The organism is Haemophilus sp. HN_Hi08 (assembly GCF_049824455.1).
Taxonomy (GTDB): Bacteria; Pseudomonadota; Gammaproteobacteria; order Enterobacterales; family Pasteurellaceae; genus Haemophilus; species Haemophilus influenzae_D.
This window is the reverse complement of the sequence record NZ_CP187493.1, coordinates 903,171-927,299: the sequence shown is the minus strand read 5'-3', so window position 1 is coordinate 927,299 and position 24,129 is coordinate 903,171. Positions and strand designations below refer to the sequence as shown.

The window sequence follows — 24,129 nt, the reverse complement described above, 5'->3', positions numbered from 1 at the left end:
TTTTATAAAATGTTATAAAGTTGTTACATTATAGCCTAAAAGTTCGGCGAAGTGTTTAATTAATTTTGCTGAAACCTTATCGCAATTAGCCTCATCTTGATTAACAAAATCCGCTAATTGACACATTTCAAGACCAGCATAGCCACATGGGTTAATATAATGAAATGGATTCAGATCCATATTAATATTCAATGCTAGCCCGTGAAAAGAGCAACCACGACGAATACGTAGTCCAAGAGAACAAATCTTTTTTCCATCTACATACACACCTGGTGCATCAGGTTTTGGATAACTTTCAATACCATATTCAGCTAAGGTTTTTACCACCGTTTGTTCAAGTGCGGTAACTAATTGACGTACATTTAAGTTTTTATGACGTTTAATATCAATAAGCACATACATCACTTGCTGACCGGGTGCGTGATAAGTAATTTGCCCACCACGATCCGATTGTACCACAGGGATTTCACTACGTTGTAAAAGATGCTCAGGTTTACCTGCTTGCCCTTGTGTAAAAACAGGATAATGTTGCACCAACCAAATTTCGTCTTGCGTTTCCTCGGTTCGACTATCTGTAAAATTCTGCATTTTATGCCAAATTTCTTGATAATCTTGCAATCCTAACTGACGAACGATAAGGGAATTATTCATACTAGATAACCATTTTTACGCCTTCAACTTTAGCCAGTTCTTTATAAAGTGTTTCTACCTGCTCAAAGTTTTCAGCAATAATGTCGATTGAAACAGAATTATAAGTGCCTTTACTACTGCGTTTTTCCTTAGGAATATAATCGCCTTTAATATATTTTTGAACCACTTGTATAAGATCTTGTGCTAACCCTTCTCGATTAATCCCAGCAACTTTAAAGGTCATTTTTGCTGGAAATTCCATTAATTCTTTAAGTTTTGCGTAATCGTTTTCCGTTGTCATATTATTTCCCAGTAATAAAAATTATGCGTGGATGGCAAACTACCCACATAGTACGTAATCTCTTAATTAAAAAAGTGCGGTAATTTCTCAGATATTTTATGCAAACAAGCCTTTTACAGTGAGCACCAGCCAATCCCAAGCTTTTCCGAAAATACCGGCTTCGCCAACTTCATCCATTACTTGTAAGTTTACCGCTGCAATATCCTTGCCTTCTAATTGATAAACGACTTTCCCTACAATTTGTCCTTTTGCTAAAGGTGCTTGTAAGTTTTTACCTTCTAACTCATAGCGCACTTTAAGCTCATTTTGTTTACCTTTCGGAATAGTGATAAAGCGGTCTTGTAGCGTTCCCAATTTCACGCTACCTTTATCACCATAATAAACAGGTTGCTCTGAAATGACTTTACCTGCTTCTAAAGTTTTAAAGGTTTCAAAATTAGCAAAACCCCATTGTAAAAGTTTTTTACTTTCTACTTCACGACCTTTATAAGTTGGAACCCCCATTACCACTGAAATCAAACGCATATTGTTTGGTGTCGTGGCAGAAGCAACTAAGTTATATCCTGCTTGACTGGTATGACCCGTTTTCATCCCATCAACATTGATAGTTTTATCCCACAGTAAGCCATTACGGTTAGGTTGTTTAATCTTGTTAAATGTGAAATCTTTTTCTGAGTAAATTTTATATTCTTCAGGTAAATCACGAATAATATGCGCACCAATAATTGCCATATCACGCGCGGAAGAATATTGATTTGGATCGTCCAAACCATGTGGCGTAGTGAAATTCGTATTTTTCAAACCAAATTTTTGAACATATTTATTCATTGTTTCTACAAAGTTCGGCACATTGCCGGAAATATGTTCAGCTAAAGCCACTGTTGCATCATTTCCAGAAACAACAATCACGCCTCGATTCAAATCTGCTACAGATACTTGTGTATTTAAATCTAAAAACATTTTTGATGAGTCAGGGAAATTACGCCCCCACGCACTCTCGCCAATAGTCACCATATCAGTATTATGGATTTTGCCTTGTTTTAATGCGACGCCAACTACATAACTTGTCATCATTTTAGTCAGTGATGCAGGATATTGACGTTGATCTGGGTTAAGTGCGGTCAAAATTGCGCCTGAATTATAATCCATCAGTACATACGTTTGAGCAGTAATTTGCGGAGGCATTACAGCAAACTGAATATCTTCAGCAGATACGGAAAAAGTGCTAAGTGCCACAAATCCAGATAAAAATGCGATTTTTGTTGTTCTTTTCAACATAAGATCTTCCTACAATTAATTTTTATACGTATAAACAATTAATGGCTTATTATTTGCCATTTTTTGTAATTTAGTTCTCACTTGTGCCATTTTTGTTTTGTCATCAAAAGGCCCAATATGAATTTCATATTTATTTCCCGAGCGATTTACTTCAGCCTGAATATTCGCTAACGCAAGTTGCGTAATTAACTTATTTGCTTGGCTACGAGAGGTTAGTTCAAGCATTTTCAAACGGTAAAATTCAGTTCCTTTTTTTTCATTTGTAGCCTGAAGCGACTTATCAGAAAACGTGTTAGATTTTAATACTAAACGATCGGCAGCTTCCTGAGTTTTTGCTTGTTTAGCCAGTGTTTTTGTGGCTGCACCTGATAAATTTCCATTTTTAGCAACATGCAACGCCTCAATCCTTACCTGTCCAGTGCCGTGGGAAATTAAGCCAATTTCTTTTGCTGCAGCGTGCGAAAGATCAATTAAACGTTTATCACTGAAAGGTCCACGATCATTAATACGAACGATAACTTTACGATTATTATTCAGATTTGTGACCAAAGCATAAGAATTCATTGGTAATGTTTTATGTGCTGCAGTAAATTGTGTAGCACGATAAATATCACCATTTGCCGTCTTGCGACCATTAAACTTAGAATGGTAATAACTCGCCACTCCCTCTTTTATATAAAATTTGGCATCATCTCCACTTTTAGTCGTATAGGTTTTCCCTTTCACCGAATAAGTAATTGGTGTTGGCATTTTAGTAGTAATAGACAGATTATCACCTCGAATGCCATACATTTTTTGTGTATTCGCTTGCACTGGAAGATTAATGCTTACCATAAACAGCGAAAGTGCGGTCAAATTTAACCAAGTTTTTAATTTCATAAGTATTGACGCTTTTCATTTAGTCTCTCTTTAAGAAAGAAAAAAATGAAATTAGTTCCTTTTCATAAATTGACTTTTGTGCGTATGAATAGACATCAGTAAACCAAAGCTCGCCATAATAGCAACATAAGATGTACCACCATAGCTAAATAAAGGTAATGGCACACCCACAACAGGCAAAATACCGCTCACCATTCCAATATTAACAAATACATAGACAAAGAAAATTAATGTTGTTGCGCCAGCAAGAATACGCCCAAAAGAAGTTTGAGCATTTACAGCAATCATTAAACCACGCACAATAATAAATAAGTAAATCGCTATTAAAATCAAGAAACCAATCATTCCATGCTCTTCACCCATTACCGCAAAAATAAAATCTGTATGAGGTTCGGGCAAAAATTCTAATTGTGATTGAGTCCCCTGCATCCAGCCTTTTCCGTTTAATCCACCAGAACCAATCGCAATTTTTGATTGCAAAATATGATAGCCTGCACCGAGAGGGTCTTTTTCTGGATCTAATAATGTAAGTACACGAGTACGTTGATAATCGTGCATTAGATATAGCCACATGATCGGAATAAACCCAGCTAGACCAATCACTGCAGCTAAAATAAGCCACCAACTCATTCCAGCTAAAAATACTACAAATAAACCTGACGCACTTACCAAAATTGATGTGCCTAAATCAGGTTGCATAGCTACAAGTAAAGTCGGAATCATAATCATTGCAATCGCAATAAATGTTTCACTTAATTTAGGTGGAAGCGGGCGATTACCTAAATATACCGCCACCATTAATGGCACAGCCAGTTTTACAATTTCAGAGGGTTGAAAACGAATAAATCCCAGATCAAGCCAACGCTGCGCACCTTTACTTGTCGTGCCAATAGCATCTACTAAGATCAACAACACAAAACCAATTAAATAAAGATAAGGTGCGATGCGTTGGTAAAATCTTGGTGGAAATTGAGCCATTAACAACATAACAATAAATCCAAGTAAAACCTGAATAATTCGGTTATTAAACATCATTTCACTGGCACCTGATGCACTATATAACACCAGCATACCATAAGCCGTTATTGCAAGAAGTCCGATAAACAGCCAAAAATCAATATGCAAACGTTGCCAAACACGCAACCAAAAAGGGATTTTATCTTCCATTTATTTGTTCGCTCTCTTGTGACAAATCTTTTTTTTGCTGAATAGGTACATTATATTTTTCAACTTGTGGTAAACGCTGATTTAAATAGTAATCCATCACTTTACGCGCTAACGGTGCGGCATTACTTGAACCACCACCTGCATTTTCTAAAATCACTGTCACAACCAATCTAGGGTTTTCATAAGGCGCATATGCGGTAAACCATGCGTGATCATGTAATTCTTTTTTCAATCCCACCGCATTGTATTTTTCATTTTCTTTTAAACTAAACACTTGAGCAGTACCAGATTTTCCTGCAACACGATAATTGGCATCTGCAAAGGCTTTTCGCCCAGTTCCATTTGCAGCATTAACAACATTGTACATACCGCGTTTCGCTGCCTCCCAAGCCGTCACTTTAGGTGTACTAATATCAGGATAAATTAACGGATCTTCATAAGGCTCTAGAACTGCCCCCTCAATTGCTTTCATCAAATGCGGCGTATTTACTTTGCCATTATTGACCAATATCGTCGTTGCTTTTGCTACTTGTAGTGGTGTTGCCGTCCAATAACCTTGACCAATCCCAACCGAAATCGTATCGCCTTGTACCCAAGGGCGTTTATAGCGTTTTTGTTTCCATTCTCGAGTTGGCATATTGGCAGCCGTTTCTTCTTGAATTTCAATCCCCGTTGGCATACCAAAACCAAAATCCTTCATCCAATTAGAAAGACGATCAATACCCATATTATAAGCCACTTGATAAAAATAAGTATCAGAGGATTCAGTAATCGCTTTATTCAAATCCGTATCTCCGTGGCCTGTTTTTTTCCAATCACGAAAACGTTTTGTGGAGTTAGGTAATACCCAATATCCCGGATCAAAAATCGTTGTGTTTGGTGTAATCACATTTTCAGTTTGTGCGGCTACTGCAATAAAAGGTTTGACTGTTGAAGCGGGCGGATACACACCTTGTGTCGCACGACTATAAAGCGGACGAGCAGGATCATTTAATAAACGTTTATAATCTTCGGAGGAAATACCATCAACAAATAAATTATTGTCATAACTTGGTGTAGATACCATCGCTAATACACTACTATCTTTCGGATCAAGCACAACTACAGCACCTTTTAGTCCCGATAAAAGTTCAGTAATATAACGCTGTAATGCCAAATCAATGGTTAAATGAATACTTTTTCCCGCCACAGCAGGTCGGCTACGCAAAGTGCGGATTACTTTGCCGCGATTATTAATTTCTACTTCTTCAAAACCCGTGATACCTTGCAGTATATCCTCGTAATAACGTTCAATACCCAATTTTCCAATATCGTTCGTCCCCGCATAATTCGCAAATTTATCCTCTCGTTTCAAACGTTCTACATCTTTATCATTCATTTTACCTACATAGCCCAAAATATGCGCCATTGTTTCGCCATATAAATAATGGCGTTTGAAATAAGGACGTACATCTAAACTCGGATATTGATAGCCATTTACCGCAAAGCGTGAAATTTGTTCTTCTGTTAAATTCGGCTTTAATAAAATCGGTGTATAACGCGTTCCGCGGCGACGTTCCTTTTTAAAATTTTCAATATCATTATCCGTCAATCCCACAATGTAGCGTAATTCATCTAAAGTGCGGTCTAAATTTTCAGTTTTTTCCGGCACAATGTATAAACCAAAAAAAGTAAGATTTTCGGCTAATAATTTACCGTAACGATCATAGATTAAGCCACGCGTTGGCGGTAAAGGTAATAATTTAATTCGGTTACCATTAGAACGCGTTCGGTAAGTATCGAAATTAACAATCTGTAGCTGATAAATATTGGTAAATAACACCCCTGTTAGTAGCAAAATCCCCAAAAAAGCCACTAAAGTTCGGCGTGCAAAAAGGTTACGCTCCGCTTTTTTATCGCGGAACGGCTCATGAGTTGGCGTATTGAAAAATTTTTTTAAATTCATCTGGCTAAAAATAAGGATGTATTATTCTCGATGATAAGGATGATTAGTAGTGAGCGACCACGCGCGATACAAACTTTCAGCCACTACAACACGAACAAGTGGGTGAGGTAATGTCAATGGCGAAAGCGACCAACTTTGCTCTGCAGCGGCTTTACATTCTGGCGAAAGCCCCTCAGGCCCACCAATCAACAAACAAACATCGCGACCATCATTTTTCCACGCTTCTAATTGCTCGGCTAACTGCGGTGTCGTCCAAGGTTTACCAGGAATATCTAACGTCACGACTTTGCCTTTTCCACAGGCAGCTAACATCGCCTTACCTTCTTGCTCTAAAATACGTTTAATATCAGCATTTTTTCCACGCTTACCTGCTGGGATTTCAATCAGTTCAAAAGGCATATCTTTTGGGAAACGGCGTTGATATTCCTCAAAACCCGTTGTAACCCAAGAAGGCATTTTTGTTCCAACAGCAATTAACGTGATTTTCACAAGTCATCCTTATCTAAAAAGTGCGGTTATTTTTCACCGCACTTTACTAATATTTACGCCCAAAGTTTCTCTAATTGATACATTTCACGGGCGTCACGTTGCATAATATGTACGATAGCTTGACCAAGATCCACTACAATCCAATCTGCAGTATTTTTACCCTCTTCACCAAAAGTTTCAAAACCTGCTTTTTTACATTCTGTAATTAAATTATCTGCCATTGCAGAAACTTGGCGGCTCGATGTACCCGTGCAAATAATCATATTATCCGTAATCGATGATTTTCCACGTACATCAAAATGTACAATATCTGTTCCCTTTAATCCTTCTAAGGTTTCCATCAAAAATTCAACTAACGCCATTTTGTTCTCACTTCGCAATAAAAGTGCGGAATTCTATCATTGAATACCCTCTTGCGCAAAATCCACGCAAAAAATAAGCGCGAAATTAACCGCGCTTTTTATGTCTAAATTGAAATTATTTTTACTATGCTGCCCATAATAACACTGCCAATAACTGTGGCGACATTATTCGCAAGAACATCACTAACGGATACACAGTGGCATAAGAAAGTGCTGCAGCACCGTTATCTTCTTTAATTTCATTAGCAAATGCTAAAGCGGGAGGATCCGTCATTGAACCTGCAAGTAAACCACAGATTGTAAGGTAATTCAGTTTGCCATATAGACGAGCCAAAATACCGGTAATCATTAATGGAATAAAGGTGATAAAAATACCGTATCCCATCCATTCAAGACCAGAGCCATTCAACAAGGTACCAAAGAAACTTCCGCCTGATTTTAAACCGACCACAGCCAAGAAAAGAACAATCCCAATTTCGCGTAACGCCAAGTTAGCACTAGGCGGCATAAACCAGTAAAGTTTACCAATCGTGCCAATTCTCGCTAAGATCAACGCAACCACCAATGGCCCGCCAGCAAGCCCTAATTTTAACGCAACAGGGAAACCTGGAATATAGAATGGAATCGAACCAACGAGTACTCCTAAACCAATGCCGATAAACACAGGTAACATTTGCACTTGAAGCAATTTTTGTTGTGCATTACCAATGACTGAAATAGCCTGATTTAGTACATCACTGCGTCCGACCATATGTAACACATCGCCAAATTGCAGTGTGGTATTTCCCGTTGGAACTAACTCAATCCCTGCACGATTTAAACGTGAAATCACAACCCCATATTTTTGATGAATGCCTAAGGCACGGATCTTTTTGCCTAATACTTTTTCATTCGTTACCACCACACGCTCAGAACGAATTTCGCCACTATAGGCAACGGTTGGTGCATCAACTTCGTGTCCGATAATTAAACGCATTTTGGCAAGCGAATTATCATCGCCCACTAATTGCAAAATATCGTTGATACGAATTTCAGTACTTGCCTTTGGAACAATTTCCATATCATCGCGTTTTAAACGTGAACATACGACTTCTTCATCACTAAATCCAGGAATTTGAATTAACGTCAGACCATCTAAATTTTGGTTCGTCACTTTTAAAGAAATATTATGTAAACTTTCTTTATCTTGACTGCTCTCCGCATTAAAACGTGCCGCTTCATCATCCACTTTGACTTTAAAAAACAAGCGGATTAACCACATTGCAAGCAAAATACCGCAAATACCGAATGGATAAGCCATTGCATAAGACATCCCCATAGTTACAGTGGTTTGCGGCACACCTAATTCTGCTAAAATTTGTTGTCCAGCCCCCAACGCAGGCGTATTAGTAACAGCACCAGAATAAATACCTAAGGCAATATCAAGTGGAACATCCGCAATTTTACGTACAAGAACCACGGCAATTGAACCCAGCACAATAATCAAAATGGCAAAGGCATTTAGCTTTAAACCAGATTTTCGTAAAGAAGAAAAAAAGCCCGGCCCAACCTGAATACCAATAGTATAAACAAATAAAATTAAACCAAATTCTTGCACAAAATGCAGCGTATGCGCATCCAGTTTCAAGCCATATTGATTAGTGAAATGGGCAACAATAATGCCACCAAACAGCACGCCACCAATGCCAAGCCCAACCCCGCGGATCTTCCAATGCCCGATCCATAAGCCGATTACGGCGACGAGGGCAAGAAGGCTAATCGTGATCGCAATATCACTCATATTGACCCCTTAAAAATGAAATTTAACTCCTTTGGATTATATCCAAGTTACTTTTTGAAAACCTTAACCAAACTCAAAAAATGCTACATTCGTCACATTTTTTCTTGCGAAATTGAGCATAGACTCTACAATACCGAAAATTTTGACCCTTTTACAAAAAGTGCGGTTATTTTTCACCGCACTTTTAGCTCGGATGGAATATTTATGGATTACAGCCAAGAAGCCATTACTTCTCTTATTTGGATTTTACAAACGCTAGCCATCACCTCAGTCGTCTTTAGTTTTGGCATTTTTCTTTTGGTGCGTTTTACTCAATGGGGAAGACAATTTTGGATGTTTGCAGGTGGTTATCTTTCGCCTAAACGTAGTATAAAACCTATCTTATTCTTTCTACTTATTGTTGCAATGACGCTACTTAGCGTACGTATCAGCCTTGTACATTCTGAGTGGTACAAAAATATGTACACATCATTACAAGAATTTAATGAACATGTATTTTGGCAACAAATGGGCTTGTTCTGTGTCATTGCCGCAAGTTCTGTTTCAGCAGCATTAGTAAGCTATTATTTAGAGCAACGTTTCGTCATCAACTGGATTGAATGGCTTAACGAACAGCTTGTTGATAAATGGATGGCACATCGTGCCTATTACAAAACACAATATTTATCAGAAAATCTTGATAACCCCGATCAACGTATTCAACAAGATGTGCAATCTTATGTAAAAACCACGCTTTCTTTAAGCACTGGTGTCATTGATGCGGTAACCTCTATGATCTCTTATACGATTTTATTATGGGGATTAGCAGGTCCAATGATGGTACTTGGCGTGGAAATTCCGCATATGATGGTATTTTTAGTGTTTGGTTATGTCATCTTCACAACCCTTATCGCATTTTGGCTCGGTCGTCCATTAATATCCTTGAATTTTATTAATGAACTTCTAAACGCAAACTATCGTTATTCTTTAATTCGAATAAAAGAATATGCCGAAAGCATTGCTTTTTATGCGGGCGAAAAAGTCGAAAAAAATCAGCTTTATCAGCAGTTCAATGCCGTCATTCATAATATGTGGATTATTGTATTTAGAACACTAAAATTTTCAGGATTTAACTTAGTCGTAAGCCAAATTTCCGTGGTTTTTCCATTGTTAATTCAAGTTGGGCGTTACTTTGAAAAACAAATAAAACTTGGCGATCTAATGCAAACCTTACAAGTATTTGGTCAGTTACACGCAAATCTTTCCTTCTTCCGCAATACTTATGATAATTTTGCAAGCTATAAAGCAACGCTCGATCGTTTAACTGGGTTCAGTTGTGCCATTGAAAAAGTAAATAATAAATCACAAACACAGATCCACAATCATCCAACAGATGTGATTTTCAAAAATTTAAGTATTCAAAATCCATTAGGTCATACACTAATTAAACATCTAAACATTACCTTACCGCAAGGAACAAGTTTACTTATTCAAGGAAAATCTGGGGCAGGAAAAACCACGCTTTTACGCACCATTGCGGGGCTTTGGAGCTACGCAGAGGGGGAAATAAATTGCCCTACGCACAGTCAGCTTTTCTTGTCACAAAAGCCGTATGTGCCACAAGGAAATTTAATGTTAGCATTAGCTTATCCAAATAACGCTGACAATATTTCACATACGCAAGCGATAGAAATATTAAATAAAGTGCAACTAGGGCATTTAACTGAACAATTAGAAAAAGAACAAGACTGGACGCGTATTCTTTCTCTTGGCGAACAACAGCGTTTGGCGTTTGCACGATTAATTTTACACAAACCAGCAGTGGCATTTTTAGATGAAGCCACAGCTAGTATGGATGAAGGTTTAGAATTTTCAATGTATCAATTGTTACAACAAGAACTACCACAAACGACAATCATCAGTGTGGGACACCGTTCAACCCTTAAAACCTTACATCAACAACAATTAATTCTGCAAGACAAAGGGCAATGGCAACTGCGATAAAAAACGCTAAAAAACACTGTAATCGCAACGCTTTTTTTGATACATTTAGTGCAATTTTTTGTATGTTTGACAAAGTCATTTTCTACTTTTTTGTCAAACAAAACTAACTTTCATTTTAAACGGTATAATTATGTTATTTAAAAAAATTCGTGGGTTGTTTTCAAACGATCTTTCTATTGATTTAGGCACAGCTAATACTTTAATTTATGTCAAAAGACAGGGTATTGTACTTGATGAACCCTCTGTTGTTGCGATTCGTCAAGATCGCGTAGGCACATTAAAAAGCATTGCAGCTGTGGGTAAAGAAGCCAAATTAATGTTAGGTCGTACTCCCAAAAGTATTGTCGCAATTCGTCCGATGAAAGATGGCGTTATTGCAGACTTTTTTGTGACAGAAAAAATGTTGCAATACTTTATCAAACAAGTTCATAGCGGTAATTTTATGCGCCCAAGCCCACGCGTATTAGTATGTGTGCCAGCTGGTGCAACACAAGTAGAACGTCGTGCAATTAAAGAATCAGCAATTGGAGCGGGTGCGCGCGAAGTATATTTAATTGAAGAACCAATGGCAGCGGCAATTGGGGCTAAATTACCCGTTTCTACCGCCGTTGGCTCAATGGTAATTGACATCGGTGGTGGTACGACAGAAGTGGCTGTAATTTCCTTAAATGGGATTGTATATTCATCTTCCGTGCGTATCGGTGGTGACCGTTTCGACGAGGCGATTATTTCCTATGTTCGCCGCACTTTTGGCTCGGTTATCGGAGAACCTACCGCCGAACGCATCAAACAAGAAATTGGTTCTGCTTATATTCAAGAAGATGACGAAATTAAAGAAATGGAAGTACACGGACATAATTTAGCCGAAGGTGCGCCACGTTCATTTACTTTAACATCACGTGATGTCCTAGAAGCCATTCAACAACCATTAAATGGTATTGTAGCAGCGGTTCGAACGGCACTTGAAGAATGCCAACCAGAACACGCAGCAGACATTTTCGAACGTGGTATGGTCTTAACTGGCGGCGGTGCTTTATTACGTAATATTGATATTTTACTTTCTAAAGAATCTGGTGTCCCTGTTATCATCGCAGAAGATCCATTAACCTGTGTTGCTCGTGGTGGTGGCGAAGCATTAGAAATGATCGATATGCACGGCGGCGATATTTTTAGTGATGAAATTTAATTAGAATATGAACAAAAAGTGCGGTTAAAAATAACCGCACTTTTCCTTTCGCTTTTTTCATTCAACAAGAGAACGTTTAATGAAACCCATTTTTAGCAAAGCCCCTCCCCTAGGCATTCGTTTACTTATCGCTATCTTTGCATCTATTGCCCTAATTTTAGCTGATGGACGTAATAACTCAATAACGAAAGCACGTAGTGCAGTGGAAACGGCAATAGGCGGTTTATATTATCTTGCAAATAGTCCTCGAAGCATTTTAGATGGTGTTTCAGAAAATCTTGTTAATACCAATAAATTACAAATTGAAAACAAAGTACTACGCCAACAGCTTTTGGAAAAAAATGCAGATTTACTTTTACTTGATCAACTCAAAGTCGAAAATCAGCGATTACGCCTTTTATTAAATTCTCCGTTAAGAACCGATGAATACAAAAAAATTGCCGAAGTTCTTACTGCAGAAACAGATATTTATCGCCAACAAATTGTGATTAATCAAGGCGAAAAAGACGGTGCTTATGTAGGTCAGCCTGTCATTGATGAAAAAGGCGTCATTGGACAAATTATTTCCGTGGGCGAAAATACTAGCCGAGTACTGCTACTCACAGACGTAACACACTCAATTCCAGTGCAAGTTCTACGCAATGATGTTCGTGTTATTGCGAGTGGGACTGGGCATACCGATGAACTAAGCCTCGATAACGTGCCTCGTTCCGTTGATATAGAAAAAGGCGATCTTCTCGTAACCTCTGGGCTTGGTGGACGTTTTCTTGAAGGCTATCCCGTAGCTGTTGTACAAAGCGTTTCGCGTGATAGCTCTAATTACTTTGCGATAGTTAAAGCTAAACCTTTAGCTTTATTAGAACGTTTACGTTACGTACTTTTACTTTGGCCAAGTAACCTAGATATATCAAAAGTAAAATCAATATCGCCAGAAGAAGTTCGCAATCTGGTGCAAAAACGTTTAGAAAGCCAAGCTAATGAAGCAAATTATAGAGTGAAAAAAACACCCTTAACAGAAGAAGACTTTCCAGAAAATAAAGAAAAAACCATTATTGAACCAGATATTCCAACAGATTTCCTTCAAAATGAAGAAGATCTTCCCATAGAACAGCAAGAAGAAAGGATAGAAGACTAATGCAAACACGATTTATTTTACAATGGTTCACTATTTTAAGCTTCTTTGTTATTGCCTTTGTATTAGAACTTGCACCTTGGCCAGTTGGTTTCCAAATGCTAAAGCCCGCATGGCTTGTACTTGTATTACTTTATTGGATATTAGCAATTCCCAATAAAGTTAGTATAGGCTGGTCATTTTTACTCGGATTAACTTGGGATTTAGTATTAGGCTCTACATTAGGCGTTCACGCTCTCGTACTTTCTACGAGTATGTATATCATTGCCAAAAACTATTTAATTCTGCGAAATTTATCACTTTGGTTCCAAAGTTTATTGGTTGTACTTTTCGTCTTCATTATAAGATTACTTATTTTCTTAGTTGAATTTTCACTCCATACTGCTTTTTTTCATTGGCAAGCCATCTTGGGCGCATTCGCTTCTGGTTTACTATGGCCGTGGGTATTTTTATTAATGCGAAAAATACGCAGAAAAGTTAAATTACATTAAAAAAGAGAGATAAATATCTCTCTTTTTTATGACTTACGAGTATCTCAAACAACTAATTCAACTGCTTGTTCGCATCCATTAAAGAATCACATTCCCAACCGATATACTCTCCCAAAAATTGTTCAGCCAATTTTTCAAAACGTTCTACTTGTTCAAAAATTTCGCTATTTTCTAATGAAATTTCTTGCTCTAATTTTACTAAGAAATAAGGTTCTTCATCTTCATTAAACTGAATCGCTTGTGCAGAATATTGTAATGTCGTGAAAGAATAATCCCCTAAACTCAGTTCATCCATAAAAGGGAACATTTTCTGCTCTTCATCAAAATGAAAACTATGCTCTACTAAATAGGTATCACTTAAATTACGACCTTTACTTTTTAATAAATCAAGCAATTCTTCCGTTGCATTTAACTTAATCTCTAATGGAGAAGCGAGCAAAAAGTCAAAATAAGTATCCCAAATTAAATCCTTTTGAACATTAATATCTTTAACAAAATCAATTTGTTGTAAAGTTTCTACAATAAGATTTTCGTGCTTACAATAAAAATGTATTTTTATTTGAGAATTACAAATAAAATGCCCCGCAAAAAATACATTTGGAAGTGCGGTGAGTTGTGTCAAAATTTTAAATACACGGTTAATTAACTTATCGTATTCAACTTCTGAGGGTAAACCCGTTTCATCATCAGCCTGATAATCAATAGTAAACTGCACTATTTTATCGAGACCTTTACCGTGATATTTTTCAACATCTTCAATATTTGCGGTAAACACGGCAGGCATACCGTTCACGGTAGAACGATAATTCTGCCAATTTGCCATATCCATTTCGCTTTCCTATTTAAATTCAGCCCAAATCGGTGCGTGATCAGACGGTTTTTCCATTGCTCGAATATCTAATGCAATACCCACATCGACACAGCGTTCAGCCAATTTTTGGCTTACTAAAATATGATCAATTCGTAAACCTCGATTATCATCAAAACCTTTAGAACGGTAATCAAACCACGAGAATTTATCATTTGCTGTTGGATTTAGCTTACGGAAACTATCTTCTAATCCGTAATCATACAAACGTTGATACCACGCTCGTTCTTCCGGTAAGAAAGAACATTTACCTGTGCGTAACCAACGTTTACGATTTTCATCGCCGATACCAATATCTAAATCACTTGGGCTAATATTCATATCGCCCATAATTAAAATCGGATTAGATTTGTTGTGTTCTTTTTCTAAATACTGTTGAAGATCCGCATAAAATTTCTCTTTAGCTGGAAATTTAGTCTCGTGCGTACGACTTTCCCCTTGAGGAAAATAGCCATTAATGACCGTCAATAAACCAAATTCAGTTTCCAAATCAGCCATAATAATGCGTTTTTGCGCATCTTCATTGTCTGTTGGAAAACCGCGACGAACCGCTTTAGGTTCTTGTTTAGTCAATAATGCCACACCATAATGACCTTTCTGTCCGTGATGAAATACGTGATAACCTAATTTTTCTGTAATTTCATAAGGAAAAGCCTCATCAGCAACTTTAATTTCCTGCAAGCCGATAACATCTGGCTGATATTTTTCAATAATGGCTTCAAGTTGATGTGGTCGAGCACGTAACCCATTTATATTAAAAGAGATAAATTTCATTTTTGTTCCTATTAAAGAGTAAAATTATCTTTATTATACAGAGATTTCTATTTTGATAAAAACGGCTTTGTCAGATAAACCTGAATTTGCTCAAATACTGTAGGCTTAAGCCAAAATTGACCTTGAATAGGAAAACAAGTGACCGAAATAAAATCCTTCAAATAATCAAATTCCAATTGAACCGAATGCAAATAAGTGCGGTCAATTTTTTCAGTATTTTTACCATAAAGCCCATCGCCTAAAATCGGGCTACCTAAACTTTTCATGGCAACACGTAATTGATGTGTTTTACCCGTTTGAGGTTTTAAAATAAATAAACGTAAATTAGGTTCACAATTTACACTTTCAAAACGCGTAATCGCTGGATTTTCTTTAGTTTGACAAAGTTTCCATGCACCGTCTCGGGCTTTCTTCATATCCCCGACGATCAATCCTTGTTTCTTTTTAGGCTTTTGGTTACTTAATGCCAAATACGTTTTATGAATTTTATGTTCAGAAAAAAGTCGAGAAAATTCAGCCGCACTTTCAGCATTCAGTGCCAAAATTAATAGCCCCGAAGTCACTTTATCCAAGCGATGAACTAACCATACTTTAGGCACATTCAGTTGTTTTGCAACAAATTCTGTTAAGCCTTGCTCTTCTTGATCTTTATGAACGCTAATACCCTCAGGCTTGTTGATAATAATAAAATCGCTATGTTGATAAACAACCTCGATTTCCATCAGATTTGCTCCTTTTTGTAAATTTTGTTTTTACCGAGAACAATATCTTTTACCGAACTAAGTAATTCCTGTTGAATATGTGACAGTTTTGGTTTTTCGTTTAATTGAAATGCTAATGGGCGACAAAGCTCCATCGCTTTCACGCCTAATCTAGCTGTGAGTAATCCCACACCGATTCCTTGAGCGATACGCGCAGACAATTTTGCTGTCACATCTTGAGAAAGCCACTCCATTCCAATATCTTGTGCCACTTCGGTTGCCCCAGCAAAAGCGATATTGACCAATACCATTCTTAACAATCGAATACGTGAAAAATACCCTAATTCAATCCCATAAATTTCAGCAATTTTATTCATTAATCGAAGATTGCGCCACGCGATAAAAAACATATCCACTACAACAAGCGGACTAATCGCAACAATCACAGCTGATTCAGCGGCCATTTTACTAATCAATTTTTTAGCTTGTGCATCAAAAGAAGACAAAATATTACGACTGAATAAATAAGTAATTTCTTGCGCTGAATAAGCTTCATTTAATTGGTGTTGCCATTGAATTACCGTTGGAGAATCATTTTCCAAACCTAGAGATTTTGCGACCTCTAAACAAAGCACTTTACTTTTTTCTACGTTCTGAACAGAAAAAACATCGCTATTTTCTACCGCACTTTCTAACCAAATCTGCTGACTTTGTTGTTGCAATTGCTCACGTTTTTTTAAATAAACTAAACGTCTCCACTCACCGATAATCTCTTTAATCCCCAATAAAATGACAATTAAACTGACTAAAGCAAAAGCAAGATAAATCCATTGATGTTGTTGATAGCTATCCCAAATCCACTGCACGGATTGCGCAACCGTCGCCGTGCCAAATAAAAGTGCGGTAAATTTTAATACCGTTTTTCCAAAACTGGATTTTGGTTTCAATGCCTGTTCAAGCTGAGCATCAAGTAACTCTCCGTCTAACGCTTCATCTAACTTTGTTTCCACATTATGAAACTCTTGCTTAGGCTGATATTGTTCTTCCTCTACATTAACTGAATGTTCAAAAATTTGTTTTTCCATTGCCTATTCCAAAAAATAACCCCACTAAATAGTGGGGTCATAAAGTCAAAATTCAATCATTATTCATCACTTGAAAAGATAGAAAGTAATCTTAATAAACTCAAGAATAAATTGTAGATTGAAACATAGATGTTCACGGTTGCTCGAATGTAATTTGTTTCTCCACCGTGAATAATATTACTGGTTTCATACAAAATAGTCATTGTTGAGAACACAACAAATAATGCACTAATTGCGACTGATAACGCAGGAATTTGGAAGAAGAAACTTGCCACCATACCAAGCAACAACACAATAAATAATGCGAACATTGCGCTTGATAAGAATGACATATCTTTTTTCGTGGTCAATACATAAGCGGAACACGCGAAAAAGACGATAGCAGTTCCTGCGAATGCAAGCATAATCAAATCTTCCATTCCACGTGCCACATACATATTTAAAATTGGCCCGATGGTGTATCCCATAAATCCAGTGAAAGCAAAGGCAGCCAAAATACCAGCAGGGCGATCAGCTAATTTATTGGTTAAGAAAAGTAAGCCATAAAAGCCCACTAATAACACAATAATATTTGGATAGGGCAAGTTTAGGCTCATTGAAATAAACGCAACAACCGCTGAAAATGCCATTGTTAATCCCAATAAAAAATATGTGTTACGCAACACTTTATGTGTGCTGAGTAACGATTCTTTTTGAGCATCCACAATAAGACGTGATTGCATAAAAGCTCCTTGTAAAATAAATAAAAAGTCTTCAGTAAAGTAAGGGCTAAGGATAAAAAAGTCAATGCTATTAATGGAATTAATTTCATCAAAATGAATAAATTATCATCATCTAAAGTTAAATCATCAAATTTCTATTTACATCAATAAAATATTCATTATACTACGCCCATCAATCACGGAGGAATGGTCGAGTGGTTGAAGGCACCGGTCTTGAAAACCGGCGAGGGTTTACGCCCTCCTAGGGTTCGAATCCCTATTCCTCCGCCATCAGAATTAAAAAAATCCTTAAGTCGCAAAGCTTAGGGATTTTTACTTTGTATTACATTATTTAGTTAATCCATTCACGAGTGAAATAACAGTCTGAATATCACTATCAGACAATTTTCCTTCTTTCACAAATTTTACTTTCCCCGTTTTGTCTAACACAATAATTGCACTATCTTTAGGATTTAATCCCCAAGCATTTTTCACCGCACTTTTATCATCTAGCACAACTTGGCTATGTGGATTTTCTTGTTTGCCTTTTTGCGCACTATTTTTTACAAATATACCTGTACCAACAATCGCATCATCCGCATTAATAATGGTCGTTGTTTGGTATTTTGCAGGATTAAAATGAGATGCTTTTATCGCATCAATCATTGGCTGATTTTTCTCTTTTGCTGCCGTTCTACCCGCTAAATGATGTACAACACGCACTTTACCCGCTAATTCCGCAGAACCCCAAGGTTGAAATGTTATATCTTTTCCAGAAAGTACAATTTCACCATACTCACTCACTTTGACCGATGGTAAAGATTGCTCTAATTGCAAATTGTGCGCCCAAGTTGAACTACTAAACATCACACTACAAACTAAGGCAAGAATTTGTTTTTTCATACATTTCCCTCAAAATTGATCAAAAACTTTCACGCTTTGGCGAAAGACATCTTTTTTGCTATACTCGCACGCCTATTATATGTAATCAAAAAGGAAAACCCAATGGATCAAATGCCTAATTGCCCAAAATGTCAAAGTGAATACGTTTACCACGATTCAATTAATTTTGTTTGCCCTGATTGTGGTAATGAATGGGATAATAATGAAATTCAAGAATCAGATGACGATCAACTCATCGTAAAAGACAGCAATAGGAATTTGCTTGCAGATGGCGACGATGTACTTTTGATTAAAGATTTAAAATTAAAAGGTTCATCAGAAGTATTGAAAAAAGGTACAAAATTCAAAAACATCCGCTTAGTAAATGGCGATCATAACGTCGATTGCGGCAAAATCATGTTGAAATCTGAGTTTTTGAAAAAAGCTTAATCGAAAAAAATGCGATCTAAATAGACCGCACTTTGCACTTTAAAGACATAAATTTATTTAATAATATCAATCACTTCTCTGACTAATCGTCCAATTTCATCCCAATTTTTGGATTGAATCAATTTTTTCTCCACAAACCAAGAGCCTCCACAAGCAACAATATTAGGAATAGCGAGATAATCCCTTATGTTATGAAGCCCTATACCACCAGTCGGCATGATCTGTAACTGAGCATAAGGACCGAGCAATGCTTTAATCATTTTCACTCCGCCTGAAGCCTCTGCAGGGAAAAATTTTACCGCTGAAATTCCCATTTCTAATGCAGTTTCAATTGCCATAGGATTATTCACCCCTGGTGTTATTGGAAAATTCAAATCTTGACATAATTTCACAATTTTTGGATTTAACCCAGGAGTAACCACAAAATCTGCTCCGCTACTTTTAGCTAAAACTACTTGTTCCGCAGTTAAAACTGTGCCCGCAGCAATCAAAAAATCGGGTCGATGAGTACGCAGTAAATGAATTGCATCTGCCGCTGCTTCAGAGCGAAAAGTAATCTCTGCCACAGGTAAACCATTTTTAGCCAACGTATCTGCTAGCGGCAAAATATCGTCTGCATTATCCAACGCAATTACAGGCACAATTTTGAGTTCACGAAGTTTTTCAATAATTTGTTGAGTTGTGTATGACATAATTTTCCCTATTTAAAATAATTTTTTGCATTGTTGAAACAAATATCTTCAATCATTTTACCCAGTAATGAAATGTCATTTGGCGCTTCACCTTTTTCAACCCATCCACCAATCATTTCACATAAAATACGGCGGAAATACTCATGGCGAGTGTAAGATAAAAAACTACGTGAATCAGTTAGCATTCCAACAAATTGACTGAGTAACCCTAATTGAGAAAGCTGTTGTAACTGACGTTCCATTCCGTCTTTTTGATCGTTAAACCACCATCCAGAACCAAACTGTATTTTCCCTGCAATACCATCGCCTTGAAAGTTTCCGATCATACTAGCGATCATTTCATTATCTCGAGGATTTAAGCAATATAAAATAGTTTTAGGCAGTTGATTTTCCTTATCCATTGCATCTAACAAACGAGAGAGGGGATATGCATAAGCTCGATCACCAATGGAATCAAAGCCACTATCTGCACCGAGTAAAGCAAACATTCGACTATTATTGTTACGTATTGCACCAATATGCATTTGCATTACCCAGTGAAGTTTACAATATTCCGAAGCCAACCAGACTAAAATTGCAGTACTAAATTGAGCGATTTCTTCTTCCAAGAGCGGTTGATTTTGCAAACGTTTTTGTAAAATACTATTCAATACTGATTCATCTGGAATAGCTGAAAAACGGACAATTTCCATACCATGATCAGCAGATTTACAACCTTGAGCATCAAAATATTCGAGACGTTTTAACAACGCTTTTTTTAAATCTGCAAACGTATAAATATCTACATCTGCAACTTCACTTAACTGTACAAGGTAGTCATTAAATTGTGGCAACTCAATTTTGAATACTTTATCAGGTCGCCAACTTGGTACAACATCAATATCAAAACTTTCATCATTCTTGATTGCTTGATGATATTGCAAAGAATCAATGGGATCATCTGTTGTCCCCACTAATTTCACGTTCATTTTCTGCATAATGCCTCGCGCAGAAAATTCAGGTTGTTGCAACATTTCATTACATTGATGCCAAATTTTTTCCGCATTTTGCGGATTAAATAACATATTGGTTATACCAAAAGGACGGCGTAATTCTAAATGTGTCCAGTGATAAATTGGATTACCAATACAAAGAGGGACTGTTTTCGCCCAAGCCAAATATTTTTGATAGTTAGTAGCCTTCCCTGTAATCAATTCTTCTGGTACTCCAGCTGTACGTAAGGCACGCCATTTGTAGTGATCACCCTCTAGCCAAATTTCAGCTAAATCATTAAATTGACGATTTTCCGCCACTTCTCTTGGATTTAAATGACAGTGATAGTCAAAAATAGGTTTATTTTTGGCATAATCATGATAGAGAATTTTTGCTGTATCTGTTGAAAGAAGAAAATCTTCATCCATAAATTGTTTCATTTAATCCCCCTATACTCCACTATACGCAGAAAAACCACCATCAACAGGCAAAACCACGCCATTGACAAAAGTAGAATAATTTTCATCTATTAAGAAAAGTAATGCGCCGAGCAATTCTTCTGGCTCACCAAAACGCCCCATTGGTGTATTAGTTAGAATTTTATTTGCTCTATCTGTTGGTTTTCCTTCAGTATCAAATAATAAAGTGCGGTTTTGATTACTAACTAAAAACCCTGGTGCGATAGCATTACAACGAATACCAACTTTTGAGAAATATACAGCAAGCCATTGAGTAAAATTACTGATTGCAGCTTTTGCACCAGAGTAAGCAGGTATCTTTGTAAGTGGTGTAACGGCATTCATACTAGAAATATTAATAATATTTGCCCCTTGTTTACCAAGCATATCTTTTGCAAAAACTTGAGTTGGTAATAATGAACCTAAATAATTGAGATTAAATACAAATTCTATACCAGATTTATCTAAATCAAAGAATGTTCTCGTCGTTTCATTTAAATCAAATTGATGGAACTCATTATCTGTTGTCGCTTTTGGATTGTTCCCACCAGCACCATTAATTAAAATATCACAAGTGCCAAAATCAATAGCTATTTGATCACGCACTTCTTTAATATTTTCAAGTTCTAACACATTAGTTTTATAAGCTTTTGCTTTTCCACCTGATTGGTTAATTTCTTTTGCTGCTTTGTCTGCTGCCTCGAAATTCAAATCTAACAAGGCAATATTAGCTTTAGTATACGCTAACTGCTTAGCTAGAAATGAACATAGCACTCCGCCAGCCCCCGTGATTATAATTAGTTTATTTTCTAAGTTATGGTTTGCTGCAATATTCATAGTAAACTCCATTAATTAAATTCAGATTGAAGATGAGACGTTGCGACTTTATCTATAATCGCACCTTTATATTGAATGATGATGCCAGCAATACGATTGCCTTGCTGACAACAAGTTTCGAGAGGTTTATTTCGTAAATAACCGTTCAGAAATCCAGCATTAAAAGAATCACCAGCAGAGGTTGTATCTACCACATTTAAAATAGGTTCAGTCATCACTTGCCCATATTGAGATAAATACCTATCTGAAAAAATAGCACCATTCTTACCGCACTTCACAATCACTTTTGGTATACCAATTTTATGTAATCGTTCTAAAGTATCCCTAGATGTTTTATCTTTCCATAATGCTTGTTCATCATCAAAAGTCACCAAAGCTATATTAACACTAGGTAAAAGCTGCAAATAACAATCTTGGGCTTCTTCTAATGAACCCCAAAGTGCAGGGCGATAATTACTATCAAAAACAATTTCTGCGCCTTTTTTAGCTAAAGAAGATAATTGCTCAATTAAAAAAGTGCGGTCATTTTTCGGTAAGATTGCTAATGAAATACCACTTAAATAAATCACATCAACTTGCTGAAGTTCTGCAATAACCTTAGCAAAATCCGGATGTTGAACCATATAATGTGCTGCAGATTGATTACGCCAATAAAGGAACGTGCGTTCGCCTTGAGCATCTAATTGGATTAGATAAAGACCTGGTTGATGCTGTTCATCCTGTAAAACCCAATTTGTTTGGATGCCATCAGCTTGCCAATATTTAAGCATTTGTTTACTTAAATTATCAGTTCCTAATGCAGAGACATAATGAACTTGAATCTCTTTTGATGAACTTACTCGACTAAGATAAGTTGCAGAATTTAAGGTATCACCACCATAACTTTGCCACATTTCCGCAAAGGGTTTCCCATTGAGTTCAATCATACACTCGCCGATAAATGCTATTTTTTTCATATTCGCCCCAAAGTAAAGGGTATGCGAAAGCGCCTACCCTTCTCAATGCAAATTATTTGGTTGCTAAACTATCAATACGTTCAATATATTCCTTAAGTAAAGGATTTGATTTAGCAGCATCATGCATATCCTTTGTTGCATCAATAAACGGTTTTTTATCAACTTCAACAAAAGTTACACCCAATTTATCTTTTGCTTCTTGAGTTGTTTCAGCAATCATTTTTTGCCATAAATCTTTATGATACATCATAGAATCATCAGCAGCTTTCTTGAGAGCCTGTTGTTGCTCTGGTGTTAATTTGTCCCAAGATTTTTGACCTATTACCAACACATCAGGAATCATTGTGTGTTCATCACGACTAAAGTATTTCGCTACTTCACCATGACGAGCTAATGTTAAAGCAGTTTCATTATTTTCCGCGCCATCGACTACTTTTTGTTGCAACGCTGTATAGAGTTCACCATAAGCTAATGGTGTTGGATTTGCGCCCATCAATTTAATCATTTCAACTGCGGTTGGGCTTGGTTGAACACGAATTTTCATACCTTTCAAATCTTCAGGAGATTGGATTGGTTTAGCAGAATAGAAACTACGTGCGCCACCATCATAATAAGTTAAACCAACGAACCCCTTTCCTTTTGATGAATCAAGGATTTTTTGCCCTACCGCAGGATCAAGTAAAACACGATAGTAATGGTTCACATCATGAAAAAGATACGGGATATTATATGCGCCATAAGAAGGCTCAAATGCTTCCAATTCACTCGCATTTGATTTTGCCATATCAAGTGAACCGGCTTGTAATAGTTCCATTGATTCACGCTGGCTACCTAATTGGCTATTTGGATAAATGCGGATCACTACTTCTCCATTAGTTAATTTTTTTACTTCATCTGCCATATATTGCATTGAAATATGAACAGGATGAGTTTTGTCATTGTTATGACTTAATTTTAATACGGTTTTAGCTGAAGCTGAGAAAGCAACACCAGCAGATAATGCTAGTGTTAAAGCGCAAGAAAGCATATGTTTTTTGATTTGCATAACGCATCTCCATAATAAGTAAATTAAAGACTAATCCTCTAACAGCTCGGATGTTATAAAGATAATAGACCAACAAATTTAATGC

The 24,129-nt window shown here is 36.8% G+C and carries 25 protein-coding genes and 1 tRNA gene; 6 read left to right on the top strand and 20 right to left on the bottom strand.

The features are described from left to right. Positions 1-12 precede the first annotated feature (12 nt). The 9 genes from lipB to ACPT8O_RS04560 form a co-directional block, all read right to left on the bottom strand. Entirely contained in the window at positions 13-651 is a 639-nt protein-coding gene (gene lipB, locus ACPT8O_RS04600; RefSeq protein WP_021035513.1) for a lipoyl(octanoyl) transferase LipB, read from the bottom strand. Between the two features lies 1 nt (position 652). Beyond that, on the bottom strand, positions 653-931 hold the full coding sequence (ybeD, locus tag ACPT8O_RS04595) for a DUF493 family protein YbeD (protein ID WP_006995721.1): 279 nt from the start codon (positions 929-931) through the stop codon (positions 653-655). 96 nt (positions 932-1,027) lie between these two features. After that, positions 1,028-2,209, bottom strand: coding sequence for a D-alanyl-D-alanine carboxypeptidase family protein (locus tag ACPT8O_RS04590; RefSeq protein WP_021035514.1), 1,182 nt, complete (start codon positions 2,207-2,209; stop codon positions 1,028-1,030). Between the two features lie 15 nt (positions 2,210-2,224). Further along, on the bottom strand, positions 2,225-3,088 hold the full coding sequence (locus ACPT8O_RS04585; protein WP_021035515.1) for a septal ring lytic transglycosylase RlpA family protein: 864 nt from the start codon (positions 3,086-3,088) through the stop codon (positions 2,225-2,227). A gap of 51 nt (positions 3,089-3,139) precedes the next feature. After that, on the bottom strand, positions 3,140-4,255 hold the full coding sequence (gene rodA, locus ACPT8O_RS04580; protein ID WP_021035516.1) for a rod shape-determining protein RodA: 1,116 nt from the start codon (positions 4,253-4,255) through the stop codon (positions 3,140-3,142). Next, complete coding sequence (gene mrdA / locus ACPT8O_RS04575) at positions 4,245-6,200, bottom strand: penicillin-binding protein 2 (protein ID WP_021035517.1); 1,956 nt, start codon at positions 6,198-6,200, stop codon at positions 4,245-4,247. The genes rodA and mrdA overlap by 11 nt, the downstream gene beginning before the upstream one ends. A gap of 21 nt (positions 6,201-6,221) precedes the next feature. Then, on the bottom strand, positions 6,222-6,689 hold the full coding sequence (gene rlmH, locus ACPT8O_RS04570) for a 23S rRNA (pseudouridine(1915)-N(3))-methyltransferase RlmH (RefSeq protein ID WP_005649848.1): 468 nt from the start codon (positions 6,687-6,689) through the stop codon (positions 6,222-6,224). A 53-nt stretch (positions 6,690-6,742) separates the two neighbouring features. Further along, positions 6,743-7,051: a ribosome silencing factor gene (gene rsfS / locus ACPT8O_RS04565; protein ID WP_014326528.1), complete on the bottom strand. Its 309-nt coding sequence runs from the start codon at positions 7,049-7,051 to the stop codon at positions 6,743-6,745. Positions 7,052-7,175: 124 nt separating this feature from the next. After that, positions 7,176-8,831 (bottom strand): putative transporter, encoded by a 1,656-nt coding sequence (locus ACPT8O_RS04560; protein ID WP_021035518.1) that lies wholly within the window; start codon positions 8,829-8,831, stop codon positions 7,176-7,178. A 204-nt stretch (positions 8,832-9,035) separates the two neighbouring features. Here ACPT8O_RS04560 and ACPT8O_RS04555 point away from each other — a divergent pair, with 204 nt between their 5' ends. The 4 genes from ACPT8O_RS04555 (at position 9,036) to mreD (ending at position 13,623) form a co-directional block, all read left to right on the top strand. After that, complete coding sequence (locus ACPT8O_RS04555; RefSeq protein WP_041175365.1) at positions 9,036-10,814, top strand: ABC transporter ATP-binding protein/permease; 1,779 nt, start codon at positions 9,036-9,038, stop codon at positions 10,812-10,814. Between the two features lie 130 nt (positions 10,815-10,944). Continuing rightward, positions 10,945-12,000: a rod shape-determining protein gene (locus tag ACPT8O_RS04550; RefSeq protein WP_005687476.1), complete on the top strand. Its 1,056-nt coding sequence runs from the start codon at positions 10,945-10,947 to the stop codon at positions 11,998-12,000. 79 nt (positions 12,001-12,079) lie between these two features. Continuing rightward, positions 12,080-13,135, top strand: coding sequence for a rod shape-determining protein MreC (gene mreC / locus ACPT8O_RS04545; RefSeq protein ID WP_021035520.1), 1,056 nt, complete (start codon positions 12,080-12,082; stop codon positions 13,133-13,135). Continuing rightward, positions 13,135-13,623 carry a rod shape-determining protein MreD gene (gene mreD / locus ACPT8O_RS04540; RefSeq protein WP_021035521.1) on the top strand — a complete coding sequence of 163 codons (489 nt, stop codon included), beginning with the start codon at positions 13,135-13,137 and terminating at the stop codon, positions 13,621-13,623. Before mreC ends, mreD begins: the two co-directional genes overlap by 1 nt. 52 nt (positions 13,624-13,675) lie before the next feature. Here the strand turns inward: mreD and ACPT8O_RS04535 are convergent, their stop codons facing one another. The 5 genes from ACPT8O_RS04535 to ACPT8O_RS04515 are packed head-to-tail and all read right to left on the bottom strand — an operon-like array spanning position 13,676 to position 17,773. Beyond that, complete coding sequence (locus ACPT8O_RS04535) at positions 13,676-14,452, bottom strand: TIGR01619 family protein (protein WP_021035522.1); 777 nt, start codon at positions 14,450-14,452, stop codon at positions 13,676-13,678. 9 nt (positions 14,453-14,461) lie between these two features. Further along, positions 14,462-15,265 carry an exodeoxyribonuclease III gene (gene xthA / locus ACPT8O_RS04530; RefSeq protein WP_021035523.1) on the bottom strand — a complete coding sequence of 268 codons (804 nt, stop codon included), beginning with the start codon at positions 15,263-15,265 and terminating at the stop codon, positions 14,462-14,464. Between the two features lie 47 nt (positions 15,266-15,312). Beyond that, complete coding sequence (locus tag ACPT8O_RS04525) at positions 15,313-15,987, bottom strand: TIGR01621 family pseudouridine synthase (protein WP_021035524.1); 675 nt, start codon at positions 15,985-15,987, stop codon at positions 15,313-15,315. After that, entirely contained in the window at positions 15,987-17,051 is a 1,065-nt protein-coding gene (locus tag ACPT8O_RS04520) for a YcjF family protein (RefSeq protein WP_021035525.1), read from the bottom strand. Before ACPT8O_RS04520 ends, ACPT8O_RS04525 begins: the two co-directional genes overlap by 1 nt. A 59-nt stretch (positions 17,052-17,110) precedes the next feature. Further along, a complete protein-coding gene (locus ACPT8O_RS04515) occupies positions 17,111-17,773 on the bottom strand; it encodes a Bax inhibitor-1/YccA family membrane protein (RefSeq protein WP_005649826.1) in 663 nt (220 codons plus the stop codon). Between the two features lie 180 nt (positions 17,774-17,953). Here ACPT8O_RS04515 and ACPT8O_RS04510 point away from each other — a divergent pair. Further along, positions 17,954-18,043 (top strand) — tRNA-Ser (locus ACPT8O_RS04510). Positions 18,044-18,100: 57 nt separating this feature from the next. Here ACPT8O_RS04510 and ACPT8O_RS04505 read toward each other — a convergent pair. Next, complete coding sequence (locus ACPT8O_RS04505; RefSeq protein ID WP_021035526.1) at positions 18,101-18,655, bottom strand: YtfJ family protein; 555 nt, start codon at positions 18,653-18,655, stop codon at positions 18,101-18,103. Between the two features lie 102 nt (positions 18,656-18,757). Here ACPT8O_RS04505 and ACPT8O_RS04500 point away from each other — a divergent pair, with 102 nt between their 5' ends. Next, a complete protein-coding gene (locus ACPT8O_RS04500) occupies positions 18,758-19,084 on the top strand; it encodes a zinc ribbon domain-containing protein YjdM (protein WP_021035527.1) in 327 nt (108 codons plus the stop codon). A 53-nt stretch (positions 19,085-19,137) separates the two neighbouring features. On the opposite strand, the gene ACPT8O_RS04495 is transcribed toward ACPT8O_RS04500, so the two are convergent. Genes ACPT8O_RS04495 through ACPT8O_RS04475 form a run of 5 tightly spaced genes read right to left on the bottom strand, consistent with a single transcriptional unit; the run spans position 19,138 to position 24,044 of the window. Continuing rightward, positions 19,138-19,776, bottom strand: a complete 639-nt coding sequence (locus ACPT8O_RS04495) for a bifunctional 4-hydroxy-2-oxoglutarate aldolase/2-dehydro-3-deoxy-phosphogluconate aldolase (RefSeq protein WP_038439610.1) — start codon at positions 19,774-19,776, stop codon at positions 19,138-19,140. Positions 19,777-19,784: 8 nt separating this feature from the next. Further along, on the bottom strand, positions 19,785-21,188 hold the full coding sequence (uxaC, locus tag ACPT8O_RS04490) for a glucuronate isomerase (RefSeq protein ID WP_425613347.1): 1,404 nt from the start codon (positions 21,186-21,188) through the stop codon (positions 19,785-19,787). A gap of 9 nt (positions 21,189-21,197) precedes the next feature. After that, positions 21,198-22,043 carry an SDR family oxidoreductase gene (locus tag ACPT8O_RS04485; protein ID WP_021035530.1) on the bottom strand — a complete coding sequence of 282 codons (846 nt, stop codon included), beginning with the start codon at positions 22,041-22,043 and terminating at the stop codon, positions 21,198-21,200. 11 nt (positions 22,044-22,054) lie between these two features. Next, positions 22,055-22,999: a sugar kinase gene (locus ACPT8O_RS04480; protein WP_021035531.1), complete on the bottom strand. Its 945-nt coding sequence runs from the start codon at positions 22,997-22,999 to the stop codon at positions 22,055-22,057. A 52-nt stretch (positions 23,000-23,051) separates the two neighbouring features. Further along, positions 23,052-24,044, bottom strand: coding sequence for a TRAP transporter substrate-binding protein (locus ACPT8O_RS04475; RefSeq protein ID WP_005652579.1), 993 nt, complete (start codon positions 24,042-24,044; stop codon positions 23,052-23,054). Between the last annotated feature and the right edge of the window lie 85 nt (positions 24,045-24,129).

What these genes read in the sequence shown, in the direction of transcription:
- lipB (WP_021035513.1), bottom strand. Translation starts at nt 651, where the DNA reads ATGAATAATTCCCTTATCGTTCGTCAGTTAGGATTGCAAGATTATCAA.
- ybeD (WP_006995721.1), bottom strand. Translation starts at nt 931, where the DNA reads ATGACAACGGAAAACGATTACGCAAAACTTAAAGAATTAATGGAATTT.
- ACPT8O_RS04590 (WP_021035514.1), bottom strand. Translation starts at nt 2,209, where the DNA reads ATGTTGAAAAGAACAACAAAAATCGCATTTTTATCTGGATTTGTGGCA.
- ACPT8O_RS04585 (WP_021035515.1), bottom strand. Translation starts at nt 3,088, where the DNA reads ATGAAATTAAAAACTTGGTTAAATTTGACCGCACTTTCGCTGTTTATG.
- rodA (WP_021035516.1), bottom strand. Translation starts at nt 4,255, where the DNA reads ATGGAAGATAAAATCCCTTTTTGGTTGCGTGTTTGGCAACGTTTGCAT.
- mrdA (WP_021035517.1), bottom strand. Translation starts at nt 6,200, where the DNA reads ATGAATTTAAAAAAATTTTTCAATACGCCAACTCATGAGCCGTTCCGC.
- rsfS (WP_014326528.1), bottom strand. Translation starts at nt 7,051, where the DNA reads ATGGCGTTAGTTGAATTTTTGATGGAAACCTTAGAAGGATTAAAGGGA.
- ACPT8O_RS04560 (WP_021035518.1), bottom strand. Translation starts at nt 8,831, where the DNA reads ATGAGTGATATTGCGATCACGATTAGCCTTCTTGCCCTCGTCGCCGTA.
- ACPT8O_RS04555 (WP_041175365.1), top strand. Translation starts at nt 9,036, where the DNA reads ATGGATTACAGCCAAGAAGCCATTACTTCTCTTATTTGGATTTTACAA.
- ACPT8O_RS04550 (WP_005687476.1), top strand. Translation starts at nt 10,945, where the DNA reads ATGTTATTTAAAAAAATTCGTGGGTTGTTTTCAAACGATCTTTCTATT.
- mreC (WP_021035520.1), top strand. Translation starts at nt 12,080, where the DNA reads ATGAAACCCATTTTTAGCAAAGCCCCTCCCCTAGGCATTCGTTTACTT.
- mreD (WP_021035521.1), top strand. Translation starts at nt 13,135, where the DNA reads ATGCAAACACGATTTATTTTACAATGGTTCACTATTTTAAGCTTCTTT.
- ACPT8O_RS04535 (WP_021035522.1), bottom strand. Translation starts at nt 14,452, where the DNA reads ATGGATATGGCAAATTGGCAGAATTATCGTTCTACCGTGAACGGTATG.
- xthA (WP_021035523.1), bottom strand. Translation starts at nt 15,265, where the DNA reads ATGAAATTTATCTCTTTTAATATAAATGGGTTACGTGCTCGACCACAT.
- ACPT8O_RS04525 (WP_021035524.1), bottom strand. Translation starts at nt 15,987, where the DNA reads ATGGAAATCGAGGTTGTTTATCAACATAGCGATTTTATTATTATCAAC.
- ACPT8O_RS04520 (WP_021035525.1), bottom strand. Translation starts at nt 17,051, where the DNA reads ATGGAAAAACAAATTTTTGAACATTCAGTTAATGTAGAGGAAGAACAA.
- ACPT8O_RS04515 (WP_005649826.1), bottom strand. Translation starts at nt 17,773, where the DNA reads ATGCAATCACGTCTTATTGTGGATGCTCAAAAAGAATCGTTACTCAGC.
- ACPT8O_RS04505 (WP_021035526.1), bottom strand. Translation starts at nt 18,655, where the DNA reads ATGAAAAAACAAATTCTTGCCTTAGTTTGTAGTGTGATGTTTAGTAGT.
- ACPT8O_RS04500 (WP_021035527.1), top strand. Translation starts at nt 18,758, where the DNA reads ATGGATCAAATGCCTAATTGCCCAAAATGTCAAAGTGAATACGTTTAC.
- ACPT8O_RS04495 (WP_038439610.1), bottom strand. Translation starts at nt 19,776, where the DNA reads ATGTCATACACAACTCAACAAATTATTGAAAAACTTCGTGAACTCAAA.
- uxaC (WP_425613347.1), bottom strand. Translation starts at nt 21,188, where the DNA reads ATGAAACAATTTATGGATGAAGATTTTCTTCTTTCAACAGATACAGCA.
- ACPT8O_RS04485 (WP_021035530.1), bottom strand. Translation starts at nt 22,043, where the DNA reads ATGAATATTGCAGCAAACCATAACTTAGAAAATAAACTAATTATAATC.
- ACPT8O_RS04480 (WP_021035531.1), bottom strand. Translation starts at nt 22,999, where the DNA reads ATGAAAAAAATAGCATTTATCGGCGAGTGTATGATTGAACTCAATGGG.
- ACPT8O_RS04475 (WP_005652579.1), bottom strand. Translation starts at nt 24,044, where the DNA reads ATGCAAATCAAAAAACATATGCTTTCTTGCGCTTTAACACTAGCATTA.